Below are 24,193 nucleotides of genomic sequence, written 5' to 3'. Positions count from 1 at the left end.
GGAAAGCACGATGCGTAGATTCAAAGTGTTGCAGCGTCCTTTGCGCATCTGAAAGACGCGCGGCGCTGTAATGCGGATCGTCATTTCTTGAGCGGATAGGTCAGCTCTTTCTGGTTGGTGTCGACGACGAAGACGGCGAGCAGGCGGGCGGGCTTGGTCTCGCTGTCGTTGGCGCTGACGCCATGACGGTCGCCCGGCATTTCGGAGAAGCTCTCTCCGGCATGATAGACCTTGACCGGGCCGTCATTGACCTGGCTGCGGATCGCTCCTTCGAGCACGGTAGCATAGATGAAGGCGGTGTCGGGATGGGTGTGGCCTTCGGAGAAGCCGCCCGGGCCGTATTCGACCAGCACGCCTTTGATGCTCTTACCCGGCACGTTCGGAAGCTCGTGCTCATAGACGAGTGTCACCTTCGCAGACTCGCTGCTGTCATGGGCGCTGACGCCGGTGGCAGCCGGAAAGGCGAGGGCGGCGGCGAGGAAAAATGTTCTGATCATCGGAATCTCCATGGTTGCTGGGTCGGGGGAAGACGCGCCCGAGCGGTCGCGTCTCGAGGGCACGTCAGTCATGTCGGCTGGATGGACTTTGCGAACCACTGCTCGAAGGTAATCGAGCCGAGCCGCGGGTTGTTGTCGGAAACGAGCGACTGATCATTCAGTCTTGCGCCGAAATATCTCGCCTCGACATCAGCCTCGGTGGTGCGCGGGTCTTTCATGGCCTTCAGATAGCGGGCGACGAGCTCGCTGAGGCGCGCCCGTTCCGGACCCGCGATCTCGAGCGTCGCGTTGGCGGGAGCAGAGAGGGCCACTTCCGCCATGGCGTCCGCCACGTCGTCGGAAGCAATCGGCTGCACATAGGCCGGCGACAGGTGGACCGTCTGGCCGACCGTTCCCGATTGGGCGATGCCACCGAGGAATTCCATGAACTGCGTCGAATGGACGATGGTGTAGGGAATGCCCGATGCCTTGATCAGTTTTTCCTGGGCAAGCTTGCCGCGGAAATAGCCGCTTTCCTGCAGACGCTCGGTGCCGACGACGGAGAGGGCGATATGGTGCTTGACGCCGGCGAGTTTTTCGGCGGCGAGAAGATTGCGGCCCGAGGTCTCGAAAAATTCGAGCACGGCCTTATCCTCGAAGGACGGCGAATTGGCGAGGTCGAGCACGACTTCGGTGCCCGAGAGCGCCTCCGCCAGTCCTTCTCCCGTGATCGTGTTGACGCCGGAGTTCGGCGAGGCGGCAATCACGTCATGGCCGCGTTTGCGCAGGCGTTCGACAGTCTTCGAACCGATAAGGCCGGTTCCGCCGATGACAACGATTTTCATAATGGATCTCCGTTCGCTGCCGTGGTGCGGCAGCGTCAAAGGTGAATCTTCTCAATGAATTGCGCGGTTTAGTTCAGGCCAGCCTTATCGAGGCCGTAGGCCTTGTCGGCCGTGCCGGGCACGGTCTTGAAGCCGACATTGACACGGTTCCAGGCGTTGATCGCCATGACGACGAAAGTCAGATCCGAGATCTCCTTCTCGGAAAGCTGGCCGCGCACCCGTTCGTAAATCTCGTCGGGAATGCCGCCCTCGGGAAGCTTCGTCAGTGCTTCGGTCCAGGCAAGGGCTGCACGCTCGCGGGGGATGAACAGGTTCGATTCCCGCCAGATGGCGACGTGGTAGAGCCGCAGTTCCGTCTCGCCGAGGATCTTGGCCTGCTTCACATGCATATCCAGGCAAAAGCCGCATCCATTGATCTGCGAAGCGCGGACCTCGACGAGGGCCTGCAGCTTCTCGTCGATCACGCTGCTCTTCAGCGCCATGCTGAATTCCATGAATTTCTTGAAAAGCTCGGGGGACTGTTGGGCGTAGTTCAGTCGCTGGGTCATGTGTCTCTCCTTTAATTAAGGACATTAAATATCCTTATGGATAGAAGATATCCTTAATTGCTGGACTGTAAAGCCATTCTCGCTTAGTCTGGCTGCATAAAGCCTATGCGCAAAAGTATGAGGGGCAGGGGATGGATATCGTTTCGGCATTGCGGACCTTTCAGCGCGTCGTGGAGACGGGTTCGTTTTCGGCGGCGGCGCACGATCTCGAAGTGACGCAGCCGGCGGTCTCGCGACAGGTTGCAGCCCTCGAGGGCCATTTCAACACCCGCCTACTGCATCGCACGACGAGCGGCCTGTCGCTGACGGCAGAGGGGGAGCGGATGCTGCCGATGGCGCTGCGGATTCTCGAAGCGGTTGAGGAGCTCGGCGATGCGGCCGGATCTGACGGAACCACGGCCTCGGGAAAGGTCAGGCTCAGCGTTCCAGCACCACTCGGCCTCTATCTCAGCGAGCGGCTCGGCGATCTTCTCGCCGCCCATCCGAAGCTCTCGGTCGAACTCATCTTCAGGGAGCAGGGCTCGGATATGATCGAGGAGCGCCTGGATCTCGAAGTGCGCTTGGGCCAGGTCGCCGACAGCAGCCTCGTCTGCCGGCGGATCGGCTGGACGACCGCCTTCCTCGTTGCATCTCCCGCCTATCTCGCACGCAGGGCGGCTCCCCGCGCACCGAAGGAGATCAAGGACCATGAATGCCTGTGCTACAACAGGGCAGGCGAGGCAAATACCTGGTCCTTCTCGAACGGTTCGGAAGACATATCGGTCCGGATCTCGCCGCGGCTGACCGCCTGCAATGCCGTCGCCATTCACCGGGCAGCCCTTGCTGGAGCGGGTCTTGCGGTGCTTTCGCACATCATCGCGATGCCCGATATCGCCGCCGGCCGGCTGGTCCCCGTGATGAAGGATTTCCAGCCGAGCCGGCTGCCGGTTACCGTCGTCTATCCCTCGCGGCGCAACATGCCGCTGCGCGTCAAGACGGTTCTGGATTTTCTCACCGAGGCTATGGGGCAGGACCCGTCGATGTGCGCCAGCGGCGCGGACCGGCAGTGGAACTGATGATCGTCCGGCCGGGCGATTTGCCGTTTTCCGCCTTGCCTAAATCCCGCGAATCCTGCCAAGTCCTGCGATCATGCAATTTGCGCCGCAACAAGATGAAGCCCTGAAGGCTGTTTCGAAATGGCTGAAGGAAGGGCGCTCGCCGCTCTTTCGCCTGTTCGGCTACGCCGGAACGGGAAAGACGACGCTTGCCAAGCATTTTGCCGAAAATGTCGACGGCGACGTGCTGTTTGCCGCCTTCACCGGCAAGGCGGCGCAGGTGCTGCGCTCGCGCGGCGCCTCCAACGCCCGGACGATCCATTCGCTGATCTATCGGCCGCGCGGCGAGGAGGCGGTGGAAGACGAGGAAACGGGCAAGACCTCGATCGCGCCGATGTTTTCGATCAACCGGCAAAGCCCGGTCGCCAAGGCGGCGCTGATCATCGTCGACGAATGCTCGATGGTGGACGAGGCGCTCGGCAAGGATCTGATGAGCTTCGGCACGCCGATCCTGGTGCTCGGCGATCCCGGCCAGTTGCCGCCGGTCACAGGCGGCGGCTACTTCACCAATCAGGATCCGGACTACCTGCTCACCGATATCCACCGGCAAGCGCGCGACAATCCGATCATCAAGCTCGCCATGCAGGTGCGCGAAGGCAATGAGGTGATGTACGGCGATTACGGCACGGCCAAGGTGATCTCGAAGAACGAGGTGACGCAGCAGCTGGTGCTCGATGCCGATCAGGTGCTCGTCGGCACCAACCGCACGCGGCGGCGCTACAATCAGCGCCTGCGCGAGCTGAAAGGCTTCAATGCCGATTATCCGCAGACCGGCGACAAGCTCGTCTGCCTCAGGAACGATCCGGCCAAGGGCTTGCTCAACGGTTCGCTCTGGCAGGTGATGACCTCGTCCAAGGAAACGACGAAGCCCGGCATCAATCTGCTCGTCCGCCCTGAGGATGACGACATGGACCGGGGAGCGGCCAAGATCAAACTGCTGAAGCAGGCCTTCGAGGATGTCGAGGGCGAGATTCCCTGGAACACCCGCAAACGCTACGACGAGTTCGACTTCGGCTACGCGCTGACCGTTCACAAGGCGCAGGGTTCGCAATGGAACGATGTCGTGCTCTTCGACGAGAGCTGGGCGTTTCGCGATACGCGGGAACGCTGGCTCTATACCGCGATCACGCGGGCGGCGGAGACGCTGACGATCGTGCGCTAATTCCAGTCGCACCCGCGACCAGGTGGCATTCCCGATCTGGACTGGCGAGGAAGAAACGGTGGCGGCCGTATCTTAGGCGGATGGTACTAAAGCGCGTCGCGATCTTTCAGATTCGCTCCCTGCGCTTTAAGTCTTTGTTTTTACGCATGTCGTTATCGCAAAACCGCTGCACACTTTTGCGCGACATGCTTTAAGCCTGCACGATACCGAGCAGAACTGCCTTGGCGATGGCCTGGAAGCGGTTGTTGGCGCGGAATTTCAGGATGATTCCGGCCTCCAGGTCACGGGTTTCGTCATGTTTCAGGTCGAGCGCCCGGGCGATGCGCTGGGTGGAATAACCCTCGGCCATCAGTTCCAGGCAACGCCGCTCCTGTGCGGTCAGGCTTGCACTGTCCTGATTGTCGTTCAGCGGCGGCGCCTCGACGCTGCCGTCGAAATCCAGGAGGTCGCCGACCTGCTGGAGTTGGCGGTGCAGGGTCGACATCTCAGCCGTCAGTTCGCGCTTGCGCACCTGCAGGGCCTCGCGGAACATCGCCTCGGCCGTTTCCTGCGAATCGGCATTGCGGAGTTCGTCCATCAGTTCCTGGATGACGGCGATCGGCATGCCGGTTTCGCGGCAGACTGTAATGACGGCCATGCGCATCACGTCGTCCTGGCCGTAGACCCGCATCAGGCCGATGCGGTTGGCTGAAATCAACCCTTTCTCTTCATAGAAATGCAGTGTCCTGTGCGTGACGCCGAATGCGTTTGCCATGTCGGCAATGGGCACCGGACCATCAGGTAGATCCGGCGGTAGCGCGGCCGAAGGCAGGAACCGGTATTTCGACCGGGCCTCCGAAGCGATACCGGCGGTGGCAAACAGGCGTTTGGAACCGTCTGGCATGAACCCTCCTGGGGCATGTTGTTGCACCTCATGCGGTTTTGCCAGTTGCTTCCCATGCGCGGCGAGTGGGGTTTCCTCTAGGCGTTCTTCTCATTGGGAAAGAAGCAGTACGCGGCGTACACTACGCGATACGATCTCCACGTTATGCGTGAACGATCTTTTTTATAAGTGCTAAAAATAATCTCTTTTAAATGGGATAGCAACTTTGCCGGCATATTTTGCCGGGTTCTTGGGTGTGTTGCACAAAAACATGTGCTGCACTGCGGGATCTCGCGGTCCTCTTCAAAGGTGACGGGATTTACTATCTGCGGTACGCGTGCGGCAAATGCTCAGCGTAATTTCGGCGCCCATCAGCGATTGGCATCGCATCCATTTGTGAATCTCGTTGGCCATCGCGGAGCACTTGGCTTAAAAGCAGGCCTCCCATTTCCGTGACCGATGGATCTCGCCATGCCCGCCAAGCTCTCCGTGAACCTCAACGCCGTCGCCATGCTGCGCAACCGGCGCGACCTGCCCTGGCCGAGCGTCGAAGCGCTCGGGCGTATCGCGCTAAAATCCGGTGCGAGCGGCTTGACCGTGCATCCGCGCCCCGACCAGCGCCATATCCGCTTCTCCGACCTGCCTGTCATCCGCAACCTGATCGACGACGAATTCCCGAAAGCCGAGTTCAATATCGAGGGTTATCCCACAGAGGAATTCTTCGAACTCTGCGCCGGGGCAGCGCCCGAGCAGGTGACGCTGGTGCCCGACGATCCCGCGCAGGCGACCTCCGATCACGGCTGGGATTTCCGCAAGCATCAGGCGTTCCTGACCGATACCGTCGCGCGGCTGAAGACGATGGGATGCCGGGTGTCGCTGTTTGCCGACGGTGACGGGGACGCACAGGCGGTTGAGATCGCCAAGGCGGTCGGCGCCGATCGAATCGAGCTCTATACCGGCCCCTATGGCGGTTGCTTCGACGCGCCGGAACGGGCGGCCCCGATCCTCGAAGCGCTCGGTCGGACGGCGGATGCGGCCCTTGCAATCGGCCTCTCCGTCAATGCCGGCCATGACCTGACGGTCGAAAACCTGCCTGATCTGGTGAAGCGCATTCCCCGGCTTGCCGAGGTCTCGATCGGTCACGGGCTGACCGCCGATGCGCTGGAATACGGCATGGCGGAAACGGTGCGGCGCTTCTGCCGGGCTTGCGGGCAGACGACCTGATCTTTGAAGAAAGCCCGCCCCTCATGTGCGAGGCGAGCTTTCCAGACGGCCTTATCCCGCCTCAGGCGGTCAGGGTCGCCTTGTGTTCGACGAAGAAATCCTTCAGCGGCTGCGGCTGTTTGCCGGTCAGCTTGGTGAAGTCTTCGGTGACGATGTCGAACTTGCCGGCGCGGGTGTTGGCGTCGGCAGAAACCAGCATGTCGGCGACGAAACCGGGAAGGCCGGCGCCGCGCATGCCCTGGCCGAGCTGCTCGTCGGTGACGTCGATCACTTCGAGCGGCTTGCCGGCGACGTCGGAAACGATGGCGGCAATCTGCCGGCTGTTCAGCGACTGGGTGCCGGTCACCGTATAGGTGGCGCTCTCGGATGTGCCGGAGGCAAGGGCTGCGGCGATCGCCAGCGCGCAGTCGTCACGCGAGATGGTCGAGATCTTGCCGTCGCCCGTGGCGCTGTACCATTTGCCGCCCTGCAGGTTGTGCGGCATGCCGTGCAGGTAATTGTCGTGATACCAGGCGTCGCGGATGATCGTATGGGCGATGCCGCTTGCCTTGATGGCATTTTCGCTGCCGAGATGATCGGGTGCGAAGGTGACGAGCGAATTGTCGGGCGCTGGCATCGAGGTGTAGGCGATGTGCTTGACGCCTGCCTTGACGGCCGCTGCAACGGCGCCCTTGTGCTGGGCTAGGCGCTTGCCGGGAGTGTCCAGCGCATCGGTGCTGATGATCAGCAGCCGGTCGACGCCGGCGAAAGCCTTCTCCAGGCCTGCCGCGTCATCGAAATCGGCCTTGCGGGTGACGACGCCCTTGTTTTCGAGTTCGGAGAGCTTTTCGGGGCTGCGCGTCGCCGCCACGATGTTGCCGGGGGCGACCTTGTAGGTCTCGATGAGGTGATGGATGACACGCCGGCCGAGCTGCCCAGCAGCGCCGGTGACCAGGATGATTTCGCTCATACGTCGTTTCCTTCTGTGTTGTGCTGGCTGTGTTGTGCCGGTGGTCTCAAAAAGAGAGTAACGCTAGAATAGGAATTGACTTGGCGATGTAAAGGAGGCAGTTTTTCGGCTCTACGTTACCAAAAGGGAACCAGCAGATGAGTGGCGCGGTCGTCAGTCTGAAGAACAGGATGCCGGGGGCGCGGCGCGAGATCGATCTCGCCGGCCTGGATTTCGGCAATTGCCCGGTCAGGGACATGATGCAGCAGATCGGCGGCAAATGGTCGACGCTGCTGCTCGAGGTGCTGGCGGATCGGCCTTATCGCTTCGGCGAGCTGCGGCGGATGATCCCTGATATTTCGCAGCGCATGCTGACGCAGACGCTGCGCGACCTGCAGAGGGATGGTTATATCGACCGCGAGGTCTTCCCGACCAAGCCGCCGAGCGTTGAATATTCGATGACCGAACTTGGACGTTCGCTCTACCAGCCGCTGTCGCAGCTTCTGAACTGGGCAGAAGCGAACCATGATGCCGTTCGCGCCGCCCGTTCACATTTCGATTCCGTCAGCGGCTAGTACCGTTGATAAAAGCGAATTTGGCGTTTCCGGAAACGGAAACAGCGATTATTTGGTTGGCCGCATGAACAGAGCGCGGAACAATTCCTCCGATCTTCGCAAACCTTCGTCGCTCAGAACGACAGACTTGGCCTTGCCTGCGGGATTTGCAATCAGACCCTTCTGATGCAAACGGTCCATCACGCTCCAGTCAAAACCCTTCCAGGCACGGTCTCCGTCATGCAGCGTCAGCCATAACAATGCGAGCACAGCATCGTCGATTTTCTCTTCGTCTATCTCCATGTCGGAATCCCATGCAAAAAGGCGAAACTTCCGCAGCTCTCAAAAGGATGCATACGCTGCTTCCTGGATGTGGGCATCTATAAGTTGGCTCTGTCAAGATTTTAGATGTTCGATCCTGGATTGATGGCGCCTTACTTGCCGCGTCCTTCCGTCAGGAACAGCAGGAAGGCCAGCGCCGGGAAGCAGAAGCCGATCCAGGCCGTCATCGTCCAGCCGCCGGTTGCGTAGGCCCAGCCGCCGAGTGCTGAGCCCAGCGCGCCGCCGGCAAAGAAGGTTGCCATGAAGAGGCCGTTGAGCCGGCTGCGGTGTTCCGGGTTTAGCGCATAGATGGCGCGCTGGCCGCAGACGAGATTGGTGGTCACGCCGAAATCGAGAAGGATCGCCGCTGCCGTCAAGAGCAGCAAAGCGCCAAGCGAGCCGTCGCCGGCGAAATGGCCAATCAGGAAGGCAGCCATGCCGAGCAGCATGGCAAGCGTCGAGGCGATCTTCGTCATACCGCGATCGGCAAGCCGGCCGGCAATCGGCGAGGCGATGGCGCCGGCAGCACCTGCGAGGGCGAAGAGGGCAATGCCGTTCTGTGTGAGGCCGAAGGCGGGACTTGCGAGCAGCAGAGGCGTCGTCGTCCAGAACAGGCTGAAGGCACCGAACATGCCGGCCTGATAGAGCGCCCGGCGCTGCAGCACCCGCGAGGTCAGTGCCAGGTGGCCCATGGAAGCGAGCAGTTCGCCGTAGCGTAGCCGGGTCGTCGGCCGGCGGACCGGCAGGTTGGCGCGGAGCACGACGGCGAGCACGAGCATGACGCCAGCAGTGACGTAGTAGACCACATGCCAGGAAGAGGCTTCGGCGACGAAGCTTGCGAAGGGGCGCGCCAGCATGATGCCGCAGAGCAGGCCGCTCATGACGTTGCCGACGACCTGGCCACGGGTGGCATCCGGCGCCATGTTGGCGGCAAAGGGAACCAGGACCTGAACTGCGACCGATGAAAGACCGATAGAGAGCGAGGCGACGAGGAAGGTAGTGGGCGTCGAGGACAGCGCCGCGCCGATGAGCGCAACGGCGGAGACGGCGATCAGCATCAGCACCAGACGGCGGTTTTCGGTGAGATCGCCGAGCGGCACGATCAGCAGCAGGCCGAGGCCGTAGCCGATCTGCGTTAACGTGACTATCAGGCCGGTGGCTGCAGGCGTGAAGCCGAGATCGGCACTGATCGGGCCGGCGAGCGGCTGGCCGTAATAGAGATTGGCGGCCACCAGCCCGCAGGCGGCGGCGAAAAGGAAGGTGAGCCAGGGGGATAGCGCCCGGGGAATGGCCTCATCCGGCGTGGTGGCTGAAATGCTCATCGGAAACTCCGGTATTCAAAGATTGAAAGAATTGAATGCAAAAAAGCTGGCTGCGGCTACCCGATCCTTGACCGAATGCCGGTATTTCTCTCGTCCACGGTGCGGACTTTTCAGGTTACGAGCTTCATCGCGGCCTCGGCCGCGGACAGCATCTCTCCCCTGCTGCGTCCTGTTTTGCCGATGACGCGTAGGCCCTTGGTAAAGCAGAGGAAGGCGAGGGCGGCGGCATCCGGGTCTACCGTCTTCGGAATGGTGCCGTCTGCCTGGCCGATGCGGATAAGATCGGCCATCAGCTTTTCGTCCGCGGCAAAGGCAGTCACGACGTGGGCCGCGGCTTCCTCGTCAAGCAGGGCGAAGTCGTTAGCGCCGCCAACGACGAGACAGCCTTTGCGGCCGGCCTCGCCATAGGAGAGCTCGGTATAATACATCACCATCTCGAAGACCTTCTCGCGACCGGTCTTTGCAGACGCGATCATCGCTTCCAGGCGCCGTCGGCCGAGTTTTCGATAATGGGCGAAAGCAGCGAGGAAGATACCGCGCTTGTCCTTGAATGCCTTGTAGATGCTCCCCGAAGCAAGGCCCATTGCTTCGGTCAATTCGCTGATGGCGGCGGCGTGGTAGCCGCGTTCGGAAAAGACGCGCAGCGCCGCATCGAGTGCTGCGTCCATATCGAACTCGCGCGGACGGCCGCGGCTGCGGGTCTTTGCTTCGGATGTGAGGGTGGCGTCGGTCATGGCGCCCTAATTAGGGAATGACCGTTTCCAAATCAAGTGAAATTTCTGCGACGCAACAAATTCAGAGATCGAGCACCCAGTTCTGGCCGTTCGCCTCGGGGCCGAACATGCGATGTCTCTCCTCGGAGACAAGGCGGAATCCTGTCTTGACGTAGATGGCGCGGGCGGCCTCCAGCATGTCGTTGGTCCAGAGCGAGAGTTCGCGATAACCCTTCTCTCTGGAGAAGCGGATGCATTCGTCGACCAGCAGTTTGCCGAGCCCGAGGCCGCGGGCTGATTTGTCGACATAGAGCAGGCGGAGCTTGGAGATGCCGTCGCCGCCATTGGTGACGAGGCTGGAGCCGACATTGACGCCGCCGCGTTCGGCGATCCAGCAATATTCCTTGGCCGGATCGAAATTGGCGAGGAATTTCCCGGCGACCTCGGCGACCAGCGCCTCGAAGCGCAGATCCCAGCCATATTCCTCGGCATAGAAACGGCCCTGGCTCTGGACGATCCAGCCGATATCGCCGGCGCGGTGGGCGCGGATGATGGCCGGTGTGGGCTTTGCCGCCGGGTCGAGCAGGGCGCGGATCGTCTGCATGGCGGAGACCGCCGCCTCCGGCTCGCCGCTGGCGAGATTGTCGAACCGGGCGGCGATCTGCGCATTGGCGCGCCGGCCGAGTTCTTCGAACTGCTCTCGTCCCTCGTCGGTGACAATGATGACCTGGCTGCGCAAGTCGGCCGGATCGGGGCTGGTTTCGATCATCCCTTCGGCGCGGAAACGCTTGAGGATGCGGCTGAGATAGGCCGGGTCGAGATGCAGGTCGCGGACAAGTGCTACAGCGCTGATGCCCTCATGCGAGCCGATCTCGAAGAGGATGCGGGCATCGGTCAGCGTGAAGGGCGTGTCGAGATAGGCCTTGTTCAGCAGGCCGAGGAAGTTCGTATAGAAGCGGTTGAAATCGCGGGCGGTTTCGATGAGCGATAGGTTAGACATGATGATCTCCAAATGGAGATTCTGGTTAGACTGCTGACGAACCGTGCTCTTCACTCGGCGTCATCCTCGGCCTTGTGCCGAGGATCTGCTGCACTGGTTGCAGATGCTCGGGACAAGCCCGAGCATGACGAAAGAGGAGTTGGCCGACTTTGTCAGCAGTCCGGCAAAGATCTCCAGATGGAGATCTTGTCCTGTATTTAGTGGACTGAGTCAACTAACACGGCAATATCAGGCGGCTTCTTCTTCTGCTGCCTCGTCCATTCCAAGCGCGAAATCGACCGCTGCCCGCGCATGGATCGCTGTGGTGTCGAAGCCCGGCAGCGGCAAATGGTCGGGGTCGAGGATCAGGCAGATCTCGGTGCAGCCGAGGATGATGCTGTCGGCGCCGTTATCAACGGCGCGTGCAATCACCGCCATGAGTTTGTCGCGAGAACTGTCGAGCACCTTGCCGGCGCAGAGTTCGTTGAAGATGATGTCGTGCACCGTCGTGCGGTCGCTCGCATCAGGCACCATGATATCAACACCAAGGCTCTTCATGCGGTCGCTGTAGAAGCCGTGCTCCATCGTGTAGCGGGTAGCAAGCAGCAGCGGGCGCTTGCGGCCGGCCGCATGCAGCGATTTCGCCGTCTCGTCGATAATGTGGATCAGCGGCACGGAGATCTTCTCCGCGACCTTGTCGGCGATCAGATGCATGGTGTTGGTGCAGATCAGGATGCAGCCGGCGCCGGCGATCTGCAGGCGCAGAGCCACGTCGGCGAGGCGACGGGCGGCCATATCCCAGTCGCCGGCCTTCTGAAGCGCGACGATCTCCTCGAAATTGACAGAATGCAGGATGAGTTCGGCCGAGGCGAGGCCACCCTTGCGGTCACGCACCATCTCGTTGACGACACGGTAATAGACCGCCGAACTTTCGAAACTCATGCCGCCGATAAGGCCGATCGTTTCCATTTCTTCATGCTCTCCATGCTTCTGAACTTTAGAAAATGATGCCGCAATCCCGACGCGACGTGTTTGCTTTGTTTGTCTCTCGCGTCATATATGTGATAGGATTTTGCGTCATTTTATGAAATCCTGCAAAAAGGACGCGAGAGGTGTATGTTCGACACATGCTTGATGATCGCGACAGACGCATTCTGGACATGCTGCAAAAGGATGCGGGCATATCCGTGACCGATCTTGCCGAGCGCGTGGCACTTTCGATATCGGCCTGCTCGCGGCGTATCCAGCGGCTTGAGGAGAGCGGCCATATCGCCCGGCGCATCGTCGTGCTCGACCGGGAAAAAATGGGCGTGCCGACAACTGTCTTCGCGCTGGTCAAGACGGCGCACCATTCCGACGAATGGACGGAGACCTTCCGCCGGATCATCAGCGACATTCCGGAGATCGTCGAAGCGCACCGGCTGACCGGCAACCACGATTATATCCTGAAGATCGTGCTGCCGCGCGTCGAGCATTACGATGTGATCTACAAGCAGATCGTGCGCAAGATCGAACTCTTCGACGTCTCGGCCTCGATCTCGATGGAACTTCTGAAAGGCGGCACGGCAATTCCCGTTGGGTATGCCGATTGAGCCAGCTCCACCGACCGGGATGCAGGGGAGCTATGCCGAAACGGCAGTTGCAACCATCGCGGCGAAGGCCACATTGGCTTTGAGCGAAATGGCGCAAAGGGGTAAGTCATGAGCGATCATCATGTCGTCGTTGTCGGCGGCGGTTTCGGCGGGCTGCAACTCGTCAACGGTTTGAAGGGCGCCGGTGTCAGGATCACGCTGGTCGATCGGCGCAATCACCATCTCTTCCAGCCGCTGCTCTATCAGGTGGCGACCACCATTCTTTCCACCTCGGAGATCGCCTGGCCGATCCGCCGCCTCTATGCCGACCGGCCTGACGTGACGGTGCTGCTCGGCGAGGTCACCGGCGTCGACAGCGGTGCGAAGACGGTTTCCTTACGCAACGGCATGACTCTTGGTTACGATACGCTGGTTCTGGCGACCGGGGCGACACATGCCTATTTCGGCCACGACGAATGGGAGCCGGTGGCGCCCGGCCTGAAGACGCTGGAGGATGCGACGACGATCCGCCGGCGCCTGCTGCTTGCCTTCGAGAAGGCGGAGATGGAGGCCGATCCGGCCGTACGCGATGCGCTGTTGACCTTCACCATCGTCGGGGCGGGGCCGACAGGCGTCGAGCTGGCCGGCATCATCGCTGACCTTGCGCATTTCACGCTGCCCAAGGAATTCCGCAACATCGACACGCGCAAGACTCGCGTCGTGCTGGTCGAGGCCGGCCCGAGGGTGCTGCCGACCTTCGCCGAGGAGCTTTCGGCCTATGCGCAGAAGGCGCTGGAGAAGCTCGGGGTCGAGATCCATCTCGGCAAGCCGGTGACCGAATGCAACGCCGACGGCGTGAAGATCGGCGAGACCTTCGTTGCCAGCCGGACGATCGTCTGGGCAGCCGGCGTCACCGCCTCGCCGGCGGCGCGGTGGCTCGACGTTGCGGCCGACCGGGCGGGCCGCGTCGTGGTCGAGAAGGATCTGAGCGCGCCGGGGCTGCCTAACGTCTTCGTCGTCGGCGATACCGCCTCCGTCATGCGCGAGGACGGCAAGCCGGTGCCGGGCATTGCGCCCGCCGCTAAGCAGCAGGGCGGTTACGTCGCCAAGGTGATCCGCGCCCGCATATCCGGCAAACCGGCGCCGGCGCCTTTCCGTTATTGGCATCAGGGCAGCCTGGCGACGATCGGCAAGAGTGCTGCGATCATCGATTTCGGCCGGATCAAGCTGAAGGGCTGGCTCGCCTGGTGGATCTGGGGACTTGCCCATATCTACTTCCTGATCGGCACCCGCTCGCGCTTCTCCGTCGCCTGGAGCTGGCTCTGGATCTATCTGAGCGGTCAGCACAGCGCCCGGTTGATCACCCAGCGAGAGACGATGCGGGAGGAGGGGTAACTCTTCTTTGGGTCATGTTGGGGACAGCAGGAGAGGGCATGCCGTGACCGCCCCCCTTTGCCCTGCCGGGCATCTCCCCCACAGGGCAGAGGGGGCGGTCACGGCACGCCGGTCCAAGAAACCAGCTACGAGCGTGTCCACGCCGTGAATGCGATATGCCCAAGCTTGACTTGCCTCCGCACACGCCCTTAGGGTTTGCACCGCGTCTCCCAACCACCGGGGGTTACGCATCCAGCCGTAGCTACAGCGAGTAGAGGTTCCAATGCGCCGATTCACTTCTCACGAAAATCACATTCGAAATTCTGAGAAGTTGGTGGTTCATGCGCACTTTGAATCTGGGCATCCTCGCCCATGTGGACGCAGGCAAGACTAGCCTTACCGAAAGACTGCTTTTTGACGCTGGCGTCATCGACAAGCTCGGCAGCGTCGATACCGGCAATACACAGACGGACACTCTCGAGCTCGAACGGCAACGCGGCATCACGATCAGGGCCGCGGTGGTGTCGTTCACCATCGGCGACAGGATCGTCAATCTCATCGACACGCCCGGTCACCCGGATTTCATCGCCGAGGTCGAGCGGGTGCTCGGATTGCTGGATGCCGTAATCGTCGTCGTTTCGGCGGTCGAAGGCGTGCAGGCCCAGACGCGAGTGCTGGTGCGGGCGCTGCGGCGGCTTGGCGTTCCCTTCATCTTCTTCGTCAACAAGGTCGATCGTCTCGGCGCGCAATATGAGGACCTGCTGAAGGTCCTTGCCGCCCAATTGCCGGTTCGCCCCATCGCTATGTCTTCCGTCGTCGATGCCGGCAGCAGGCTTGCTCGGGTGGAGGCGTTGGCTCCCGGATGCGAACCGCTTTTCAGGCCGCTCTGCGAAGCACTCGCGGAGAATGACGAGGCGCTGCTGGACGACTACGTCTTGGCGCCCGATCGCCTGACGGTGGACAGGCTTGGACGCTGCCTGAGCGATCAGGTCGCGAGTGGTCTGGTGCATCCTGTCTTCGCAGGTGCGGCAACGATCGGCGTCGGCGTGCCGGCCCTGACATCGGCCATCGCGACGATATTGCCCGACCGACGCCTCGATCCGGACGGGCCGATTGCCGGAAACATCTTCAAGATCGAACGCGGCTGGGGCGGTGAAAAGCTGGCCTATATGTACTTGACGTCAGGCACGGTCCAGCTGCGGCAACATCTGGATTTGCCCAGAGGCCCGGAAAGAGTGACCGCGATCGAGGTTTTCGAGGCCGGCCGGGTTCATGGCGCCGCAAGCTTCCGCGCCGGGCAGATCGCGCGCGTAAGCGGCCTTGCCGGCGCCCGCATCGGGGATGCGGTGGGCGGCGACCTGCTCGCGGCTGGGCGGCCGCAGTTTGCCCCGCCCAGCCTCGAAACCCGCGTCCTTGCCCGGCGGCCCTCCGACAAGGTGGCCCTCTGGCTGGCGCTGAACCAGATGGCGGAGCAGGACCCGTTGATCAATCTGCGCCGGAACGATGATGCCGACGAAATCTTCGTATCGCTCTATGGCGAGGTGCAGAAGGAAGTCGTCCAATCGACCCTGCTGACGGATTTCGGTCTCGAGGCTGGGTTCGAGGAAAGCACGGTCATCTTAGTGGAAAGGCTTGTGGGAACCGGGGAAGGCCTGCAGATCCTCTTCAAGGAGCCCAATCCGTTTCTCGCCACCGTCGGTCTACGCGTCGAACCACGTCCAGAAGGGGCAGGCAACAGCTTTGCGCTTGATGTGGACGTGGGCCAGATGCCCGCCGGCTTTTACAGGGCAGTCGAAGAAACCGTGTTCGAAACGCTGAAACAGGGCGTTTTCGGCTGGCAGGTCATCGATTGCCACGTCGCGATGACGGCAGCCCGGCACAGCTCGCCTGCAAGCACCGCCGCCGATTTCCGGCAGCTGACGCCTTGGGTGCTGGCAGATGCACTGTCGGCGGCACAAACCGTCCTATGCGAACCGATCGACCGCTTTCATCTCGAAGCGCCCGCGGAGAGCTTGAACGGCTTGCTGACCCTGCTTGCGAAATCTGCTGCGACGATGACGGATTCCGTGATTGCCGACGGCATGGCCCGGCTGGAAGGCACCATGGCGTCCGCGATGATCCAGAGCGTCCAGCAGCAATTGCCGGGCCTGACGAGCGGGGCGGGGACCATGGAAACCTCTTTCGACCATTATGCCCCAATGGCCGGCCCGCCGCGCGTTCGCCGGCGTTCAGGGCCTGATCCGTTCAAACCAGTCGAATATCTGCTGCGGCTGCAGTCCACGAGAGCCTCAGCATGAGGACGGATGGAGGATGCCGTTATCAAAAAGGCGGCCCCAAAGGAGCCGCCTCTCGTTTTCTCAAGCTGCCAGCGAGGCAATGTCGATGACGAAGCGGTAACGGACGTCGCTTTTCAGGACGCGTTCATAGGCTTCGTTGACCTGCTGGATGTTGATCTTCTCGATCTCGGAGACGATGTTGTGCTCGCCGCAGAAGTCTAGCATTTCCTGGGTTTCCTTGATCGAGCCGATCATCGAGCCTGATATGCTCTTGCGGCCGGGGATGACCGAGAACGCATGCACGGGGATCGGGTTTTCCGGCGCGCCGACCACCACGAAGGAACCATCCACCTTCAGGAGGCCGAGATAGGCATTCCAGTCGATCTCGGCGCTGACGGTGCAGATGATCAGGTCGAACGTGCCGGCGAGCTTCGTGAAGGTTTCCGGGTCGTTGGTGGCGTAATATTCCTTGGCGCCGAGCTTCAGCCCATCTTCCTTCTTGGAAAGGCTCTGGGAGAGAACGGTGATATCGGCGCCCATGGCGGCGCCGAGCTTGACGCCCATATGGCCGAGACCGCCCATGCCGACGATCGCGACCTTCTTGCCGGGACCGGCATTCCAGTGGCGCAACGGCGAATAGAGCGTGATGCCGGCGCAGAGCAGCGGCGCGGAGGCATCGAGTGGCAGATTGTCCGGAATGGACATGACATAGCCTTCCCTAACGACGATCGAGTCGGAATAGCCGCCCTGGGTCCGTGTCTTGCGGTCGGCTTCGAAGTCGTTATAGGTACCGGCGAGCCCCGGCATATACTGTTCGCGATCGAGGTCGCGCTCGGCGCAGCCGATGCAGGAATCGACGAAGCAGCCGACGCCGACCCGATCGCCGACCTTGAATTTGGTCACACCGGAACCGACAGCCGAGACGATGCCGGCAATCTCATGGCCCGGCACGATCGGATAAACGGCGTTCTTCCATTCGTTGCGGACAGTGTGGATGTCCGAATGGCAGATGCCGGCAAACTTGATGTCGATAACGACGTCATCGGGGTTCGGGTTGCGGCGTTCGAAGGTGAAAGGGGTCAGCGGCTTGGAAGCGTCGGTCGCGGCGTAGCCTCTTGCAATAGGCATGGGAACCATCCTTTTCGATTGTGGTGGGGGTTGAAAGAGATGGTGGACTATTGCCCGGAACTGCGTCAGAGGGTTAGAGCGATCCTCTCAGCTTTTTGCACGATCCTGCAAAAGTAAGGCGACGGCCTGTTTGCGAAATGGCCAAGGCACTCTAGATAAGAGCGGTATCGCCGGCGTCAGACAGTTGACAGAAAGAGTTGCCGCATGACTTTGCCCTTCAGCCCCTATCAGGAAATTGTCGATATCGCGATGCGCTTCGCGGCTGGTGACGGCGAGTTCGCGACTGATATCGGCAATCTTCACATCAGCCGTCGGTCCAAGCCCAGCGATCCGCTGCACAGCAGCTACCGGCCCTGTTTTGCCTTTGTACTGCAGGGCGCCAAGAGCCTGCGCCTCGGCACGGAACTTATCAGCTACGGGACCGGAGACTATCTGCTGACCTCGCTCGACCTGCCGGTCGCCTGGCGGGTCACGGAGGCAAGCCCTGAGGTTCCGCATCTCTGCCTGGGACTGGCAATCGACTCGGAGAAGCTGCTGGAGTTGCTCAGCCGCATCGATATTCCGAGCCCGGCCGCCCATACCGACGGGCAGCGCGGGATGGCGGTGAACGTCGCTCCGCCGGAGCTCCTGGATGCTGCCGTTCGCCTGCTGCGCTTGCTCGATCGTCCAGGCGACATTCCTGCCATGGCGCCGCTGATCGAGCAGGAAATCCTCTACCGGGTGCTGACCGGGCCGGATGGCGCGCGGCTGATCAACATCGCCACTGCAGACAGCCACAGCAACAGGGTCGCGCGCGCCGTCGCATGGCTGAAGGAGAATTTCGCGCGGCCATTGCGCATCGAAGACCTTGCCGACCGCGTCAGCATGAGTGTGTCGTCCTTCCATCATCACTTCAAGTCGGTCACGGCGATGACGCCGGTGCAGTATCAGAAGCAGCTGCGCCTGCACGAGGCGCGCCGCCTGATGCTCGTGGAGCGGCTCGATGCGGGCACGGCCGGTCATCGCGTCGGCTATCAAAGCCCGTCGCAATTCAGCCGCGAATATAGCCGCCTTTACGGCGCCTCGCCGGCTCGCGATATCGACGGCGCCCGCGAGGTCATGGCGGCGGAATAGTCGGCCTTGCGACCGGTAGCCAATCGTTAAAGGATGTTTGACGTTTCGTCGCTAGTCTGGCGCCAAACATCAAGCAGGCACCGACGTCAGCATGGCGCAAGTCCCATTTCTTTCCATCGTCGCGCCTTGTCACAACGAGGAAGAAGGGCTGCGCGAGTTCTGCCGCCGCGCTGCAGCCGCTGCCCATAGCGTCACTGGTGATGCCTTCGAGCTCATTCTCGTCGATGATGGCTCGTCCGATCGCACCTGGGAGATCATTTCGGATCTGGCGGCAGATGTGCCGCAGGTGCTCGGTGTTCGTCTTCTGCGCAATCACGGTCACCAGCTGGCATCGACGGCGGGGCTTGCCGCCTCGCGGGGCGAGCGCGTGCTTTTGATCGATGCCGATCTTCAGGATCCGCCCGAGCTGCTTTTGATGATGATGCCGATCATGGAGCGCGGCGCCGACGTCGTTTACGGTCAGCGCACGCGCCGCCAGGGCGAAAGCTGGTTCAAGCTGGCCTCCGCTTCGCTTTTCTATCGCGCTTTGTCCAAGCTCGCTTCCGTGACCATTCCGCGCGATACCGGCGACTTCCGGCTGATGCGCCGGCGCGTCGTCGATATCCTGCTGGCGATGCCGGAGCGCGATCGCTTCATCCGCGGCATGGTCAGCTGGATCGGCGGCAGGCAGGTGGCTCTCCCCTACGAGCGTGACGCCCGCTTTGCCGGCACGACGAAATATCCTCTGCGAAAGATGATCAATTTCGCGCTCGATGCGATCACGAGCTTTTCGACGACGCCGCTGCGCATCAGCACATGGCTTGGCATGATGAGTGCGGGCGTCGCGATCGCGTTGCTCGTCTACACCTTCGTTCGCTGGCTGCAGGGCGAGACGGTGACCGGCTGGTCGTCGATCATGGCCGCGGTCAGCGCCTTCAGCGCTATCCAGCTGATCTGCATCGGCATCATCGGCGAGTATCTTGGTCGCCTCGTCCAGGAGAGCAAAAGGCGGCCGATGTTCATGGTCGAGACGATCGTGCGCGGCAGTGAACATGCAGAATTGTCGATCGCATTCTCGGAGATGAGCGCCAGCGACAAGCGCGCCGCGCTGGATGCGGCCTTTACATCCGAAGAGCCGCCGCGCTCGCAAAAGAACAGCCGGATCGGATAATGGACCGGATTGCCGCGCCTGCTGTGGCCGCAGCCGGGCCTGAGGAATCGATCGCCAGGCAGGATTCCACCGTTGCGATCGTCGCATTCGTCGGACTTGCCGCGGCTCTGGTTCTCCTGTTTCCCTTTCCGCCAGTTCTCGATTACGCCAATCATTACGCCCGTATCTGGCTCCTTTCGGGCGGGATCGGCGAGCAACCGTTTCCTGAGATCTATGCGGTCGATTGGAACCGCACCTTCACCAATGTCGGGATCGACGTTCTAGCCACCTGGCTGGGGCCGCTGGTCGGCGCAGACAGGCTTGCGCGGGCTTTGCTTTTCCTGGCGATCGTGCTGCCGCCGCTCGGGGCAATCGGCCTGCACCGCGCGCTTTTCAGCGGCCGGCACCACTGGCAGACCGCCATGCTGTCGCTCGGCTGGTGCGCCACCATGATCGGCGGCTTCATCAACTTCCAGATCGGCCTCGGCATGGCCTTGTTCTTCGCCTGCGTCGATCTGCGGCTGCAGCGCAGAAATCCCGCCGTGGTTATTGCCTGGCGGCTCGCCGCCGCGCTGCTGCTGACGGTGATGCATCTCTTCGCACTTGGCTTCTATATGGCGATCGTCTGCGGCCTCGAATTTTCCTGGCGCATCGATATCGTGCGATCGAAGGCGGCTCTCATGAGGCTCGGCGGCCGGTTGGCGCTGGCGCTCGGTGCCTGCGCCCTGCCGCCGCTCGCGCTCTATCTCCATACGGCGGCTTTGCCCAACGCCGGCGGCAACGGCCTCGGCCTTGCCTGGAACGACGGCATCGTCCTGATCGTCCTTAATATGCTCTCCGCCATCACGACCTATGTCCCGGTGGTGGATGTCGTGCTGGTTCTGCCGCTGATCCTCATCTGCACCCGTGCCATCAGCGCGGGCGATATCCGCATGCATGCGGGGCTTGCCGTCGCCGCCTGCGGCCTGCTGCTGCTCTCCTGTGTTTCGCCTCGCCACATGCTCGGCACCGGATGGATCAGTTGGCGCTTTCCGATCATGACAGCGCTCGTCGCCATGGCGATGATGTGCCCCTTTGCCAATCTCACGCGCCGGCAAGCGCTGTTGCTGGCGCTCATCATCAATCTCGCAGTCTTCGGTCGCACCGGCTGGATCGGCTGGAACTGGTGGCTGGCACAGAAGGATGTTGCCGCCGTCGAGACTGTGCTTAAAAAGGTGCCGGCCGGTGCAGCCGTGCTGCCTCTGGGACATGAACCCGAGACAGTGAGCGGTCTTGCCCACTCCAACCGGCATTTTGCCTGGGGGTTGGATACTTTCCGGCACCTGCCGACGCTTGCCGTGCCCTTCTCCCATGCTTTCGTGCCGACGCTCTTCACGGCAAAAGGCAAGCAGCCGTTATCCGTTCTGCCGCCATGGTCGGAGATCGCGGTTCCCGAGGGCAATCTGCTGTCGATCGGCGTGCTTTCATGCCCAGCAATGATGCAGGAATATAGAAACTTTGCGCCTTATCTGTCGGATTGGCGCGGGCGTTTCGATTTCGTCCTGGTCGCCAATGCCGATATCCCCGACCGCTATGTCGGCACCTTGATGCCGGCGGGGCTGACGCTGGTCGAAGATGCGGGTTTCGCAAAGCTTTACGCAATCGACAAGGTGATGCCGCCAGAGCCTCTCTCGATTCCCACCGGTTGCGCCAGGGCGTCATAGGTCGGGGCCCTTCGTGGATCGATTGCCTCTGGACGATTGGGTGATGATTGCGGCCGCCATCCGGTTTTCGGGTGAGGCGCTAGTCAGCCGGGGAATTTCAGCGCCTTGTCGGCACGGCATTTGGCGAGCTTTAGCTGACGGAAGGAGAGGATGCGGGTGATGCGATCCTTGCCATCAGTCTCCACACTCATGCAGGCGCAGGCATAGCCGTAATTGCCGTTGGTTCTGACATAATCATGTTCGGAGATGTCGGAGATCAGCTCCATGCCTTCCACCTCGCCGGCATCGTCGCCCTGGGTCATGATCGTCCAGGTGTTCTCCGCGTCCTCCAGCCACCAGTTGGCGGGCGTCGGATTCTCGATCCAGCCGCAGCGCGTTTCGGCGGCCCGCGCATTGGCTGCGACGACAAGAGCTGCGATCATGACCGCGGCCGCTATCCGGTATCTCATTGCCTTTTCCCCTCGAAAGATATCAGTTGTTGATCGCGATGATCGCCCAATGGCTCGCCTCGCAGGCGTTGTCCTCGCAGATCGCGCCCATCCAGACGGCGCCGCCGGCCAGCATGACGCCGTCGCTGTTGACGAAGAGATCCTCGTATTGCTGGCGTCCGACGGCGCGGCGCGTTTCCGGCGTCACGAGATCGTCGAAATTGTCAATGAAATCCTCGGCGCTCTCGACGTCGTAGGTCTCACCATTGGCCTTGACCGTCAGCGGGTATTCGGCAAGGCCGGCGATGGTCTCGGCTTCGCCCGATCGCATCGCTTTGACAAGCTGGCGCAGCGGTCGGTCGAAGCCCGCGGCATCGCCGTGCAGTTCCTCGATGCGATTATAGACGTCGCTGTCGGACTGCGCGAGAGCGCTTGAGCCGCCAAGGAGGATTGCTCCGAGCAGGAGAAGGGCTGCAGAAAGGCGTGACATCGGAGCCTCCGGGCAAATGGCGTAGCGCGACATTATGCGATCGCCGAGGATTCGCGCCTATCCAATTCTGGTGTTTCATCGCGGTTTCACGTATTAAAAAAATCTATCCAGGCTTCTTGACGACCTGTTCGGTTTATCGCATAAACCTTACGAACCGTACCGTACGGTACGTAAATGGGAGCCATGATCGTGTCCGTCGATACCGCAGAGCCGAGCGAATTTTCGCCGCGCCAGAACGCCGTTCTGGAGCAGGCGTTGCAGTTGCTCGTCGATGGCGGCGAGAAGGCGCTGACGACCTCGGGTGTGGCGCGAGCCGCCAATTGCTCGAAGGAAAGCCTTTACAAGTGGTTCGGCGATCGCGACGGGCTGCTGTCGGCGATGATCGCCTATCAGGCGAGCAAGGTGCGCACCTTCGAGCGCAACGGCGAGCGGCTGACGGCGGCGAGCCTGCACGACCATGTCGTCATTTTTGCGCGTGACCTGCTGGAGGTGCTTGCCGGCGACGTCTCGCTGGCGCTCAACCGGCTGGCGATCGGTCAGTCGAACCGCGACGGCTCGAAACTCGGCAAGTTGCTGCTCGAGCGCGGCCGTCGCCAGATCGACCGGCGCGCCATGGCGCTGATCGATGCCGGCAAAAGGGCAGGGCTCCTGCGTTTTGCCGATGCCGACGAGGCTTATCACACGCTTTACGGCCTTGTTGTCTCCGACCTGCATGTGCGCATGCTGCTCGGCGAACCAGGCCTCAAGGATACCGCACGCCAGGCGGAGAGGGCAGTCACCGCCTTCCTCAGGCTCTATGGCACGGACAAGGTTCTGGCGGAGATGCCGGTTCTCGGCTGATTCCGCTTTAATGACAGTCAACAAGACAAGCAAAGGGAAGGAACTTCAAATGCGCGTCTATTACGATCGTGATGCCGATCTCAACCTCATCAAGGCCAAGAAGGTGGCCGTCATCGGCTATGGTTCGCAGGGCCGGGCCCATGCACTGAACCTCAAGGACAGCGGCGCCCAGAACGTCGTCATCGCACTCAAGGCCGGTTCGCCGACCGTCAAGAAGGCCGAAGCCGATGGCTTCAAGGTCATGACAGTTGCCGAAGCTGCCGCCTGGGCGGACCTGATGATGATGGCGACCCCGGACGAACTGCAGGCCGACATCTACAAGGCCGACATCGCGCCTAATATCCGCGATGGCGCCGCGATCGCTTTCGCCCACGGCCTCAACATCCACTTCGGCCTCATCGAGGCGAAGGCTTCGGTCGACGTCGTGATGATCGCGCCGAAGGGCCCGGGCCATACGGTTCGCGGCGAATACCAGAAGGGCGGCGGCGTTCCCTGCCTCGTGGCCGTTCACCAGAATCCGTCGGGCAACGCCCTTGAACTCGCTCTCTCCTACGCCTGCGGCGTCGGCGGCGGCCGTTCGGGCATCATCGAAACCAACTTCCGCGAAGAGTGCGAAACCGACCTCTTCGGCGAACAGGTTGTTCTCTGCGGCGGTCTCGTCGAGCTCATCCGCGCCGGTTTCGAAACGCTCACCGAAGCCGGCTACGCGCCTGAAATGGCCTATTTCGAGTGCCTGCACGAAGTGAAGCTGATCGTCGACCTGATTTATGAAGGCGGCATCGCCAACATGAACTACTCGATCTCCAACACGGCCGAGTGGGGCGAATATGTCTCCGGTCCGCGCATCATCACTGCCGAGACCAAGGCCGAAATGAAGCGCGTTCTCAAGGACATCCAGACCGGCAAGTTCACGTCCGATTGGATGCAGGAATACCGCGCCGGCGGCTCGCGCTTCAAGGGCATCCGCCGCCTGAACGACAGCCACCCGATCGAAGAAGTCGGCGCCAAGCTGCGCGGCATGATGCCCTGGATCGGCAAGAACAAGCTGGTCGACAAGTCGGTCAACTAAGCGGCTTCAAGATTCTATGGTTGGAGGCCGGCGCGAAAGCTCCG

Annotated in this window: 25 protein-coding genes; 12 read left to right on the top strand and 13 right to left on the bottom strand. The window is 61.6% G+C overall.

All coding sequences use genetic code 11. The annotated features are described in order from the left end of the window. Positions 1-80 precede the first annotated feature (80 nt). The 3 genes from GR198_RS15050 to GR198_RS15040 all read right to left on the bottom strand — a co-directional run bounded on the left by GR198_RS15050 (position 81) and on the right by GR198_RS15040 (position 1,869). Entirely contained in the window at positions 81-497 is a 417-nt protein-coding gene (locus tag GR198_RS15050; protein WP_029870331.1) for a cupin domain-containing protein, read from the bottom strand. A gap of 68 nt (positions 498-565) precedes the next feature. Then, positions 566-1,321: an SDR family oxidoreductase gene (locus GR198_RS15045; RefSeq protein WP_164069166.1), complete on the bottom strand. Its 756-nt coding sequence runs from the start codon at positions 1,319-1,321 to the stop codon at positions 566-568. 68 nt (positions 1,322-1,389) lie between these two features. Continuing rightward, positions 1,390-1,869 carry a carboxymuconolactone decarboxylase family protein gene (locus GR198_RS15040; RefSeq protein ID WP_012758208.1) on the bottom strand — a complete coding sequence of 160 codons (480 nt, stop codon included), beginning with the start codon at positions 1,867-1,869 and terminating at the stop codon, positions 1,390-1,392. 131 nt (positions 1,870-2,000) lie between these two features. Between GR198_RS15040 and GR198_RS15035 the strand changes: the two genes are divergently transcribed. Then, complete coding sequence (locus tag GR198_RS15035) at positions 2,001-2,924, top strand: LysR family transcriptional regulator (RefSeq protein WP_131644810.1); 924 nt, start codon at positions 2,001-2,003, stop codon at positions 2,922-2,924. 73 nt (positions 2,925-2,997) lie between these two features. Beyond that, complete coding sequence (locus GR198_RS15030) at positions 2,998-4,125, top strand: ATP-dependent DNA helicase (RefSeq protein WP_003560862.1); 1,128 nt, start codon at positions 2,998-3,000, stop codon at positions 4,123-4,125. Between the two features lie 190 nt (positions 4,126-4,315). On the opposite strand, the gene GR198_RS15025 is transcribed toward GR198_RS15030, so the two are convergent. Then, positions 4,316-5,008: a MerR family transcriptional regulator gene (locus GR198_RS15025; RefSeq protein WP_128406263.1), complete on the bottom strand. Its 693-nt coding sequence runs from the start codon at positions 5,006-5,008 to the stop codon at positions 4,316-4,318. A gap of 450 nt (positions 5,009-5,458) precedes the next feature. On the opposite strand from GR198_RS15025, the gene GR198_RS15020 reads away from it, so the two are divergent. After that, positions 5,459-6,211, top strand: a complete 753-nt coding sequence (locus GR198_RS15020) for a pyridoxine 5'-phosphate synthase (protein ID WP_128406264.1) — start codon at positions 5,459-5,461, stop codon at positions 6,209-6,211. Positions 6,212-6,272: 61 nt separating this feature from the next. Here GR198_RS15020 and GR198_RS15015 read toward each other — a convergent pair whose 3' ends face one another. Beyond that, positions 6,273-7,160 (bottom strand): SDR family oxidoreductase, encoded by an 888-nt coding sequence (locus GR198_RS15015; RefSeq protein ID WP_128406265.1) that lies wholly within the window; start codon positions 7,158-7,160, stop codon positions 6,273-6,275. Positions 7,161-7,297: 137 nt separating this feature from the next. Here GR198_RS15015 and GR198_RS15010 point away from each other — a divergent pair, with 137 nt between their 5' ends. Continuing rightward, positions 7,298-7,714, top strand: coding sequence for a winged helix-turn-helix transcriptional regulator (locus GR198_RS15010; protein ID WP_164069165.1), 417 nt, complete (start codon positions 7,298-7,300; stop codon positions 7,712-7,714). A 48-nt stretch (positions 7,715-7,762) separates the two neighbouring features. On the opposite strand, the gene GR198_RS15005 is transcribed toward GR198_RS15010, so the two are convergent. From GR198_RS15005 to GR198_RS14985, 5 genes are all read right to left on the bottom strand, one after another. Continuing rightward, on the bottom strand, positions 7,763-7,996 hold the full coding sequence (locus GR198_RS15005; RefSeq protein ID WP_164025734.1) for a DUF6429 family protein: 234 nt from the start codon (positions 7,994-7,996) through the stop codon (positions 7,763-7,765). Between the two features lie 131 nt (positions 7,997-8,127). Next, positions 8,128-9,336, bottom strand: coding sequence for an MFS transporter (locus GR198_RS15000; RefSeq protein WP_012758201.1), 1,209 nt, complete (start codon positions 9,334-9,336; stop codon positions 8,128-8,130). 110 nt (positions 9,337-9,446) lie between these two features. Next, entirely contained in the window at positions 9,447-10,070 is a 624-nt protein-coding gene (locus GR198_RS14995; protein ID WP_029870339.1) for a TetR/AcrR family transcriptional regulator, read from the bottom strand. A 61-nt stretch (positions 10,071-10,131) separates the two neighbouring features. Further along, positions 10,132-11,049: a bifunctional helix-turn-helix transcriptional regulator/GNAT family N-acetyltransferase gene (locus GR198_RS14990; protein WP_164069164.1), complete on the bottom strand. Its 918-nt coding sequence runs from the start codon at positions 11,047-11,049 to the stop codon at positions 10,132-10,134. Between the two features lie 228 nt (positions 11,050-11,277). Then, complete coding sequence (locus GR198_RS14985) at positions 11,278-11,997, bottom strand: aspartate/glutamate racemase family protein (RefSeq protein ID WP_029870341.1); 720 nt, start codon at positions 11,995-11,997, stop codon at positions 11,278-11,280. 158 nt (positions 11,998-12,155) lie between these two features. On the opposite strand from GR198_RS14985, the gene GR198_RS14980 reads away from it, so the two are divergent. The 3 genes from GR198_RS14980 to GR198_RS14970 all read left to right on the top strand — a co-directional run bounded on the left by GR198_RS14980 (position 12,156) and on the right by GR198_RS14970 (position 16,270). Continuing rightward, positions 12,156-12,620 carry an Lrp/AsnC family transcriptional regulator gene (locus tag GR198_RS14980; RefSeq protein WP_003541227.1) on the top strand — a complete coding sequence of 155 codons (465 nt, stop codon included), beginning with the start codon at positions 12,156-12,158 and terminating at the stop codon, positions 12,618-12,620. Between the two features lie 108 nt (positions 12,621-12,728). After that, the gene (locus GR198_RS14975) at positions 12,729-13,994 is read left to right on the top strand and encodes an NAD(P)/FAD-dependent oxidoreductase (RefSeq protein WP_029870342.1); all 1,266 of its coding nucleotides are present in this window, start codon (positions 12,729-12,731) and stop codon (positions 13,992-13,994) included. A 320-nt stretch (positions 13,995-14,314) separates the two neighbouring features. Further along, positions 14,315-16,270, top strand: coding sequence for an elongation factor G (locus tag GR198_RS14970; RefSeq protein WP_164069163.1), 1,956 nt, complete (start codon positions 14,315-14,317; stop codon positions 16,268-16,270). A gap of 60 nt (positions 16,271-16,330) precedes the next feature. Here the strand turns inward: GR198_RS14970 and GR198_RS14965 are convergent, their stop codons facing one another. Then, entirely contained in the window at positions 16,331-17,377 is a 1,047-nt protein-coding gene (locus GR198_RS14965) for an NAD(P)-dependent alcohol dehydrogenase (protein ID WP_029870344.1), read from the bottom strand. Between the two features lie 204 nt (positions 17,378-17,581). On the opposite strand from GR198_RS14965, the gene GR198_RS14960 reads away from it, so the two are divergent. The 3 genes from GR198_RS14960 to GR198_RS14950 all read left to right on the top strand — a co-directional run bounded on the left by GR198_RS14960 (position 17,582) and on the right by GR198_RS14950 (position 21,322). After that, a complete protein-coding gene (locus GR198_RS14960) occupies positions 17,582-18,490 on the top strand; it encodes an AraC family transcriptional regulator (protein ID WP_003541220.1) in 909 nt (302 codons plus the stop codon). Between the two features lie 91 nt (positions 18,491-18,581). After that, a complete protein-coding gene (locus tag GR198_RS14955) occupies positions 18,582-19,640 on the top strand; it encodes a glycosyltransferase family 2 protein (RefSeq protein WP_029870345.1) in 1,059 nt (352 codons plus the stop codon). Then, positions 19,640-21,322, top strand: coding sequence for a hypothetical protein (locus GR198_RS14950; protein ID WP_029870346.1), 1,683 nt, complete (start codon positions 19,640-19,642; stop codon positions 21,320-21,322). The genes GR198_RS14955 and GR198_RS14950 overlap by 1 nt, the downstream gene beginning before the upstream one ends. 83 nt (positions 21,323-21,405) lie before the next feature. Here the strand turns inward: GR198_RS14950 and GR198_RS14945 are convergent, their stop codons facing one another. Both GR198_RS14945 and GR198_RS14940 read right to left on the bottom strand, forming a co-directional pair. After that, entirely contained in the window at positions 21,406-21,771 is a 366-nt protein-coding gene (locus GR198_RS14945; protein ID WP_017994657.1) for a DUF4087 domain-containing protein, read from the bottom strand. A 22-nt stretch (positions 21,772-21,793) separates the two neighbouring features. Then, a complete protein-coding gene (locus tag GR198_RS14940) occupies positions 21,794-22,273 on the bottom strand; it encodes a hypothetical protein (protein WP_029870348.1) in 480 nt (159 codons plus the stop codon). Between the two features lie 141 nt (positions 22,274-22,414). Here GR198_RS14940 and GR198_RS14935 point away from each other — a divergent pair, with 141 nt between their 5' ends. Both GR198_RS14935 and ilvC read left to right on the top strand, forming a co-directional pair. Next, complete coding sequence (locus GR198_RS14935) at positions 22,415-23,080, top strand: TetR/AcrR family transcriptional regulator (protein ID WP_020050738.1); 666 nt, start codon at positions 22,415-22,417, stop codon at positions 23,078-23,080. A 49-nt stretch (positions 23,081-23,129) separates the two neighbouring features. Continuing rightward, positions 23,130-24,149 (top strand): ketol-acid reductoisomerase, encoded by a 1,020-nt coding sequence (gene ilvC, locus GR198_RS14930; RefSeq protein WP_012758188.1) that lies wholly within the window; start codon positions 23,130-23,132, stop codon positions 24,147-24,149. Positions 24,150-24,193: the final 44 nt, after the last annotated feature.

It is taken from the genome of Rhizobium leguminosarum (genome assembly GCF_010668065.1).
Classification (GTDB): domain Bacteria; phylum Pseudomonadota; class Alphaproteobacteria; order Rhizobiales; family Rhizobiaceae; genus Rhizobium; species Rhizobium leguminosarum_S.
The sequence above is the reverse complement of the archived record's forward strand: the minus strand, read 5'-3'. Positions and strand labels throughout refer to the sequence as shown.

What these genes read in the sequence shown, in the direction of transcription:
- GR198_RS15010 (WP_164069165.1), top strand. Translation starts at nt 7,298, where the DNA reads ATGAGTGGCGCGGTCGTCAGTCTGAAGAACAGGATGCCGGGGGCGCGG.
- GR198_RS14985 (WP_029870341.1), bottom strand. Translation starts at nt 11,997, where the DNA reads ATGGAAACGATCGGCCTTATCGGCGGCATGAGTTTCGAAAGTTCGGCG.
- GR198_RS14960 (WP_003541220.1), top strand. Translation starts at nt 17,582, where the DNA reads ATGACTTTGCCCTTCAGCCCCTATCAGGAAATTGTCGATATCGCGATG.
- GR198_RS15035 (WP_131644810.1), top strand. Translation starts at nt 2,001, where the DNA reads ATGGATATCGTTTCGGCATTGCGGACCTTTCAGCGCGTCGTGGAGACG.
- GR198_RS15005 (WP_164025734.1), bottom strand. Translation starts at nt 7,996, where the DNA reads ATGGAGATAGACGAAGAGAAAATCGACGATGCTGTGCTCGCATTGTTA.
- GR198_RS15025 (WP_128406263.1), bottom strand. Translation starts at nt 5,008, where the DNA reads ATGCCAGACGGTTCCAAACGCCTGTTTGCCACCGCCGGTATCGCTTCG.
- GR198_RS15000 (WP_012758201.1), bottom strand. Translation starts at nt 9,336, where the DNA reads ATGAGCATTTCAGCCACCACGCCGGATGAGGCCATTCCCCGGGCGCTA.
- GR198_RS14950 (WP_029870346.1), top strand. Translation starts at nt 19,640, where the DNA reads ATGGACCGGATTGCCGCGCCTGCTGTGGCCGCAGCCGGGCCTGAGGAA.
- GR198_RS15045 (WP_164069166.1), bottom strand. Translation starts at nt 1,321, where the DNA reads ATGAAAATCGTTGTCATCGGCGGAACCGGCCTTATCGGTTCGAAGACT.
- GR198_RS14990 (WP_164069164.1), bottom strand. Translation starts at nt 11,049, where the DNA reads ATGTCTAACCTATCGCTCATCGAAACCGCCCGCGATTTCAACCGCTTC.
- GR198_RS14945 (WP_017994657.1), bottom strand. Translation starts at nt 21,771, where the DNA reads ATGAGATACCGGATAGCGGCCGCGGTCATGATCGCAGCTCTTGTCGTC.
- GR198_RS15040 (WP_012758208.1), bottom strand. Translation starts at nt 1,869, where the DNA reads ATGACCCAGCGACTGAACTACGCCCAACAGTCCCCCGAGCTTTTCAAG.
- GR198_RS14995 (WP_029870339.1), bottom strand. Translation starts at nt 10,070, where the DNA reads ATGACCGACGCCACCCTCACATCCGAAGCAAAGACCCGCAGCCGCGGC.
- GR198_RS15020 (WP_128406264.1), top strand. Translation starts at nt 5,459, where the DNA reads ATGCCCGCCAAGCTCTCCGTGAACCTCAACGCCGTCGCCATGCTGCGC.
- GR198_RS15015 (WP_128406265.1), bottom strand. Translation starts at nt 7,160, where the DNA reads ATGAGCGAAATCATCCTGGTCACCGGCGCTGCTGGGCAGCTCGGCCGG.
- ilvC (WP_012758188.1), top strand. Translation starts at nt 23,130, where the DNA reads ATGCGCGTCTATTACGATCGTGATGCCGATCTCAACCTCATCAAGGCC.
- GR198_RS14975 (WP_029870342.1), top strand. Translation starts at nt 12,729, where the DNA reads ATGAGCGATCATCATGTCGTCGTTGTCGGCGGCGGTTTCGGCGGGCTG.
- GR198_RS14965 (WP_029870344.1), bottom strand. Translation starts at nt 17,377, where the DNA reads ATGCCTATTGCAAGAGGCTACGCCGCGACCGACGCTTCCAAGCCGCTG.
- GR198_RS14980 (WP_003541227.1), top strand. Translation starts at nt 12,156, where the DNA reads ATGCTTGATGATCGCGACAGACGCATTCTGGACATGCTGCAAAAGGAT.
- GR198_RS14955 (WP_029870345.1), top strand. Translation starts at nt 18,582, where the DNA reads ATGGCGCAAGTCCCATTTCTTTCCATCGTCGCGCCTTGTCACAACGAG.
- GR198_RS14970 (WP_164069163.1), top strand. Translation starts at nt 14,315, where the DNA reads ATGCGCACTTTGAATCTGGGCATCCTCGCCCATGTGGACGCAGGCAAG.
- GR198_RS14935 (WP_020050738.1), top strand. Translation starts at nt 22,415, where the DNA reads ATGGGAGCCATGATCGTGTCCGTCGATACCGCAGAGCCGAGCGAATTT.
- GR198_RS15030 (WP_003560862.1), top strand. Translation starts at nt 2,998, where the DNA reads ATGCAATTTGCGCCGCAACAAGATGAAGCCCTGAAGGCTGTTTCGAAA.
- GR198_RS15050 (WP_029870331.1), bottom strand. Translation starts at nt 497, where the DNA reads ATGATCAGAACATTTTTCCTCGCCGCCGCCCTCGCCTTTCCGGCTGCC.
- GR198_RS14940 (WP_029870348.1), bottom strand. Translation starts at nt 22,273, where the DNA reads ATGTCGCGCTACGCCATTTGCCCGGAGGCTCCGATGTCACGCCTTTCT.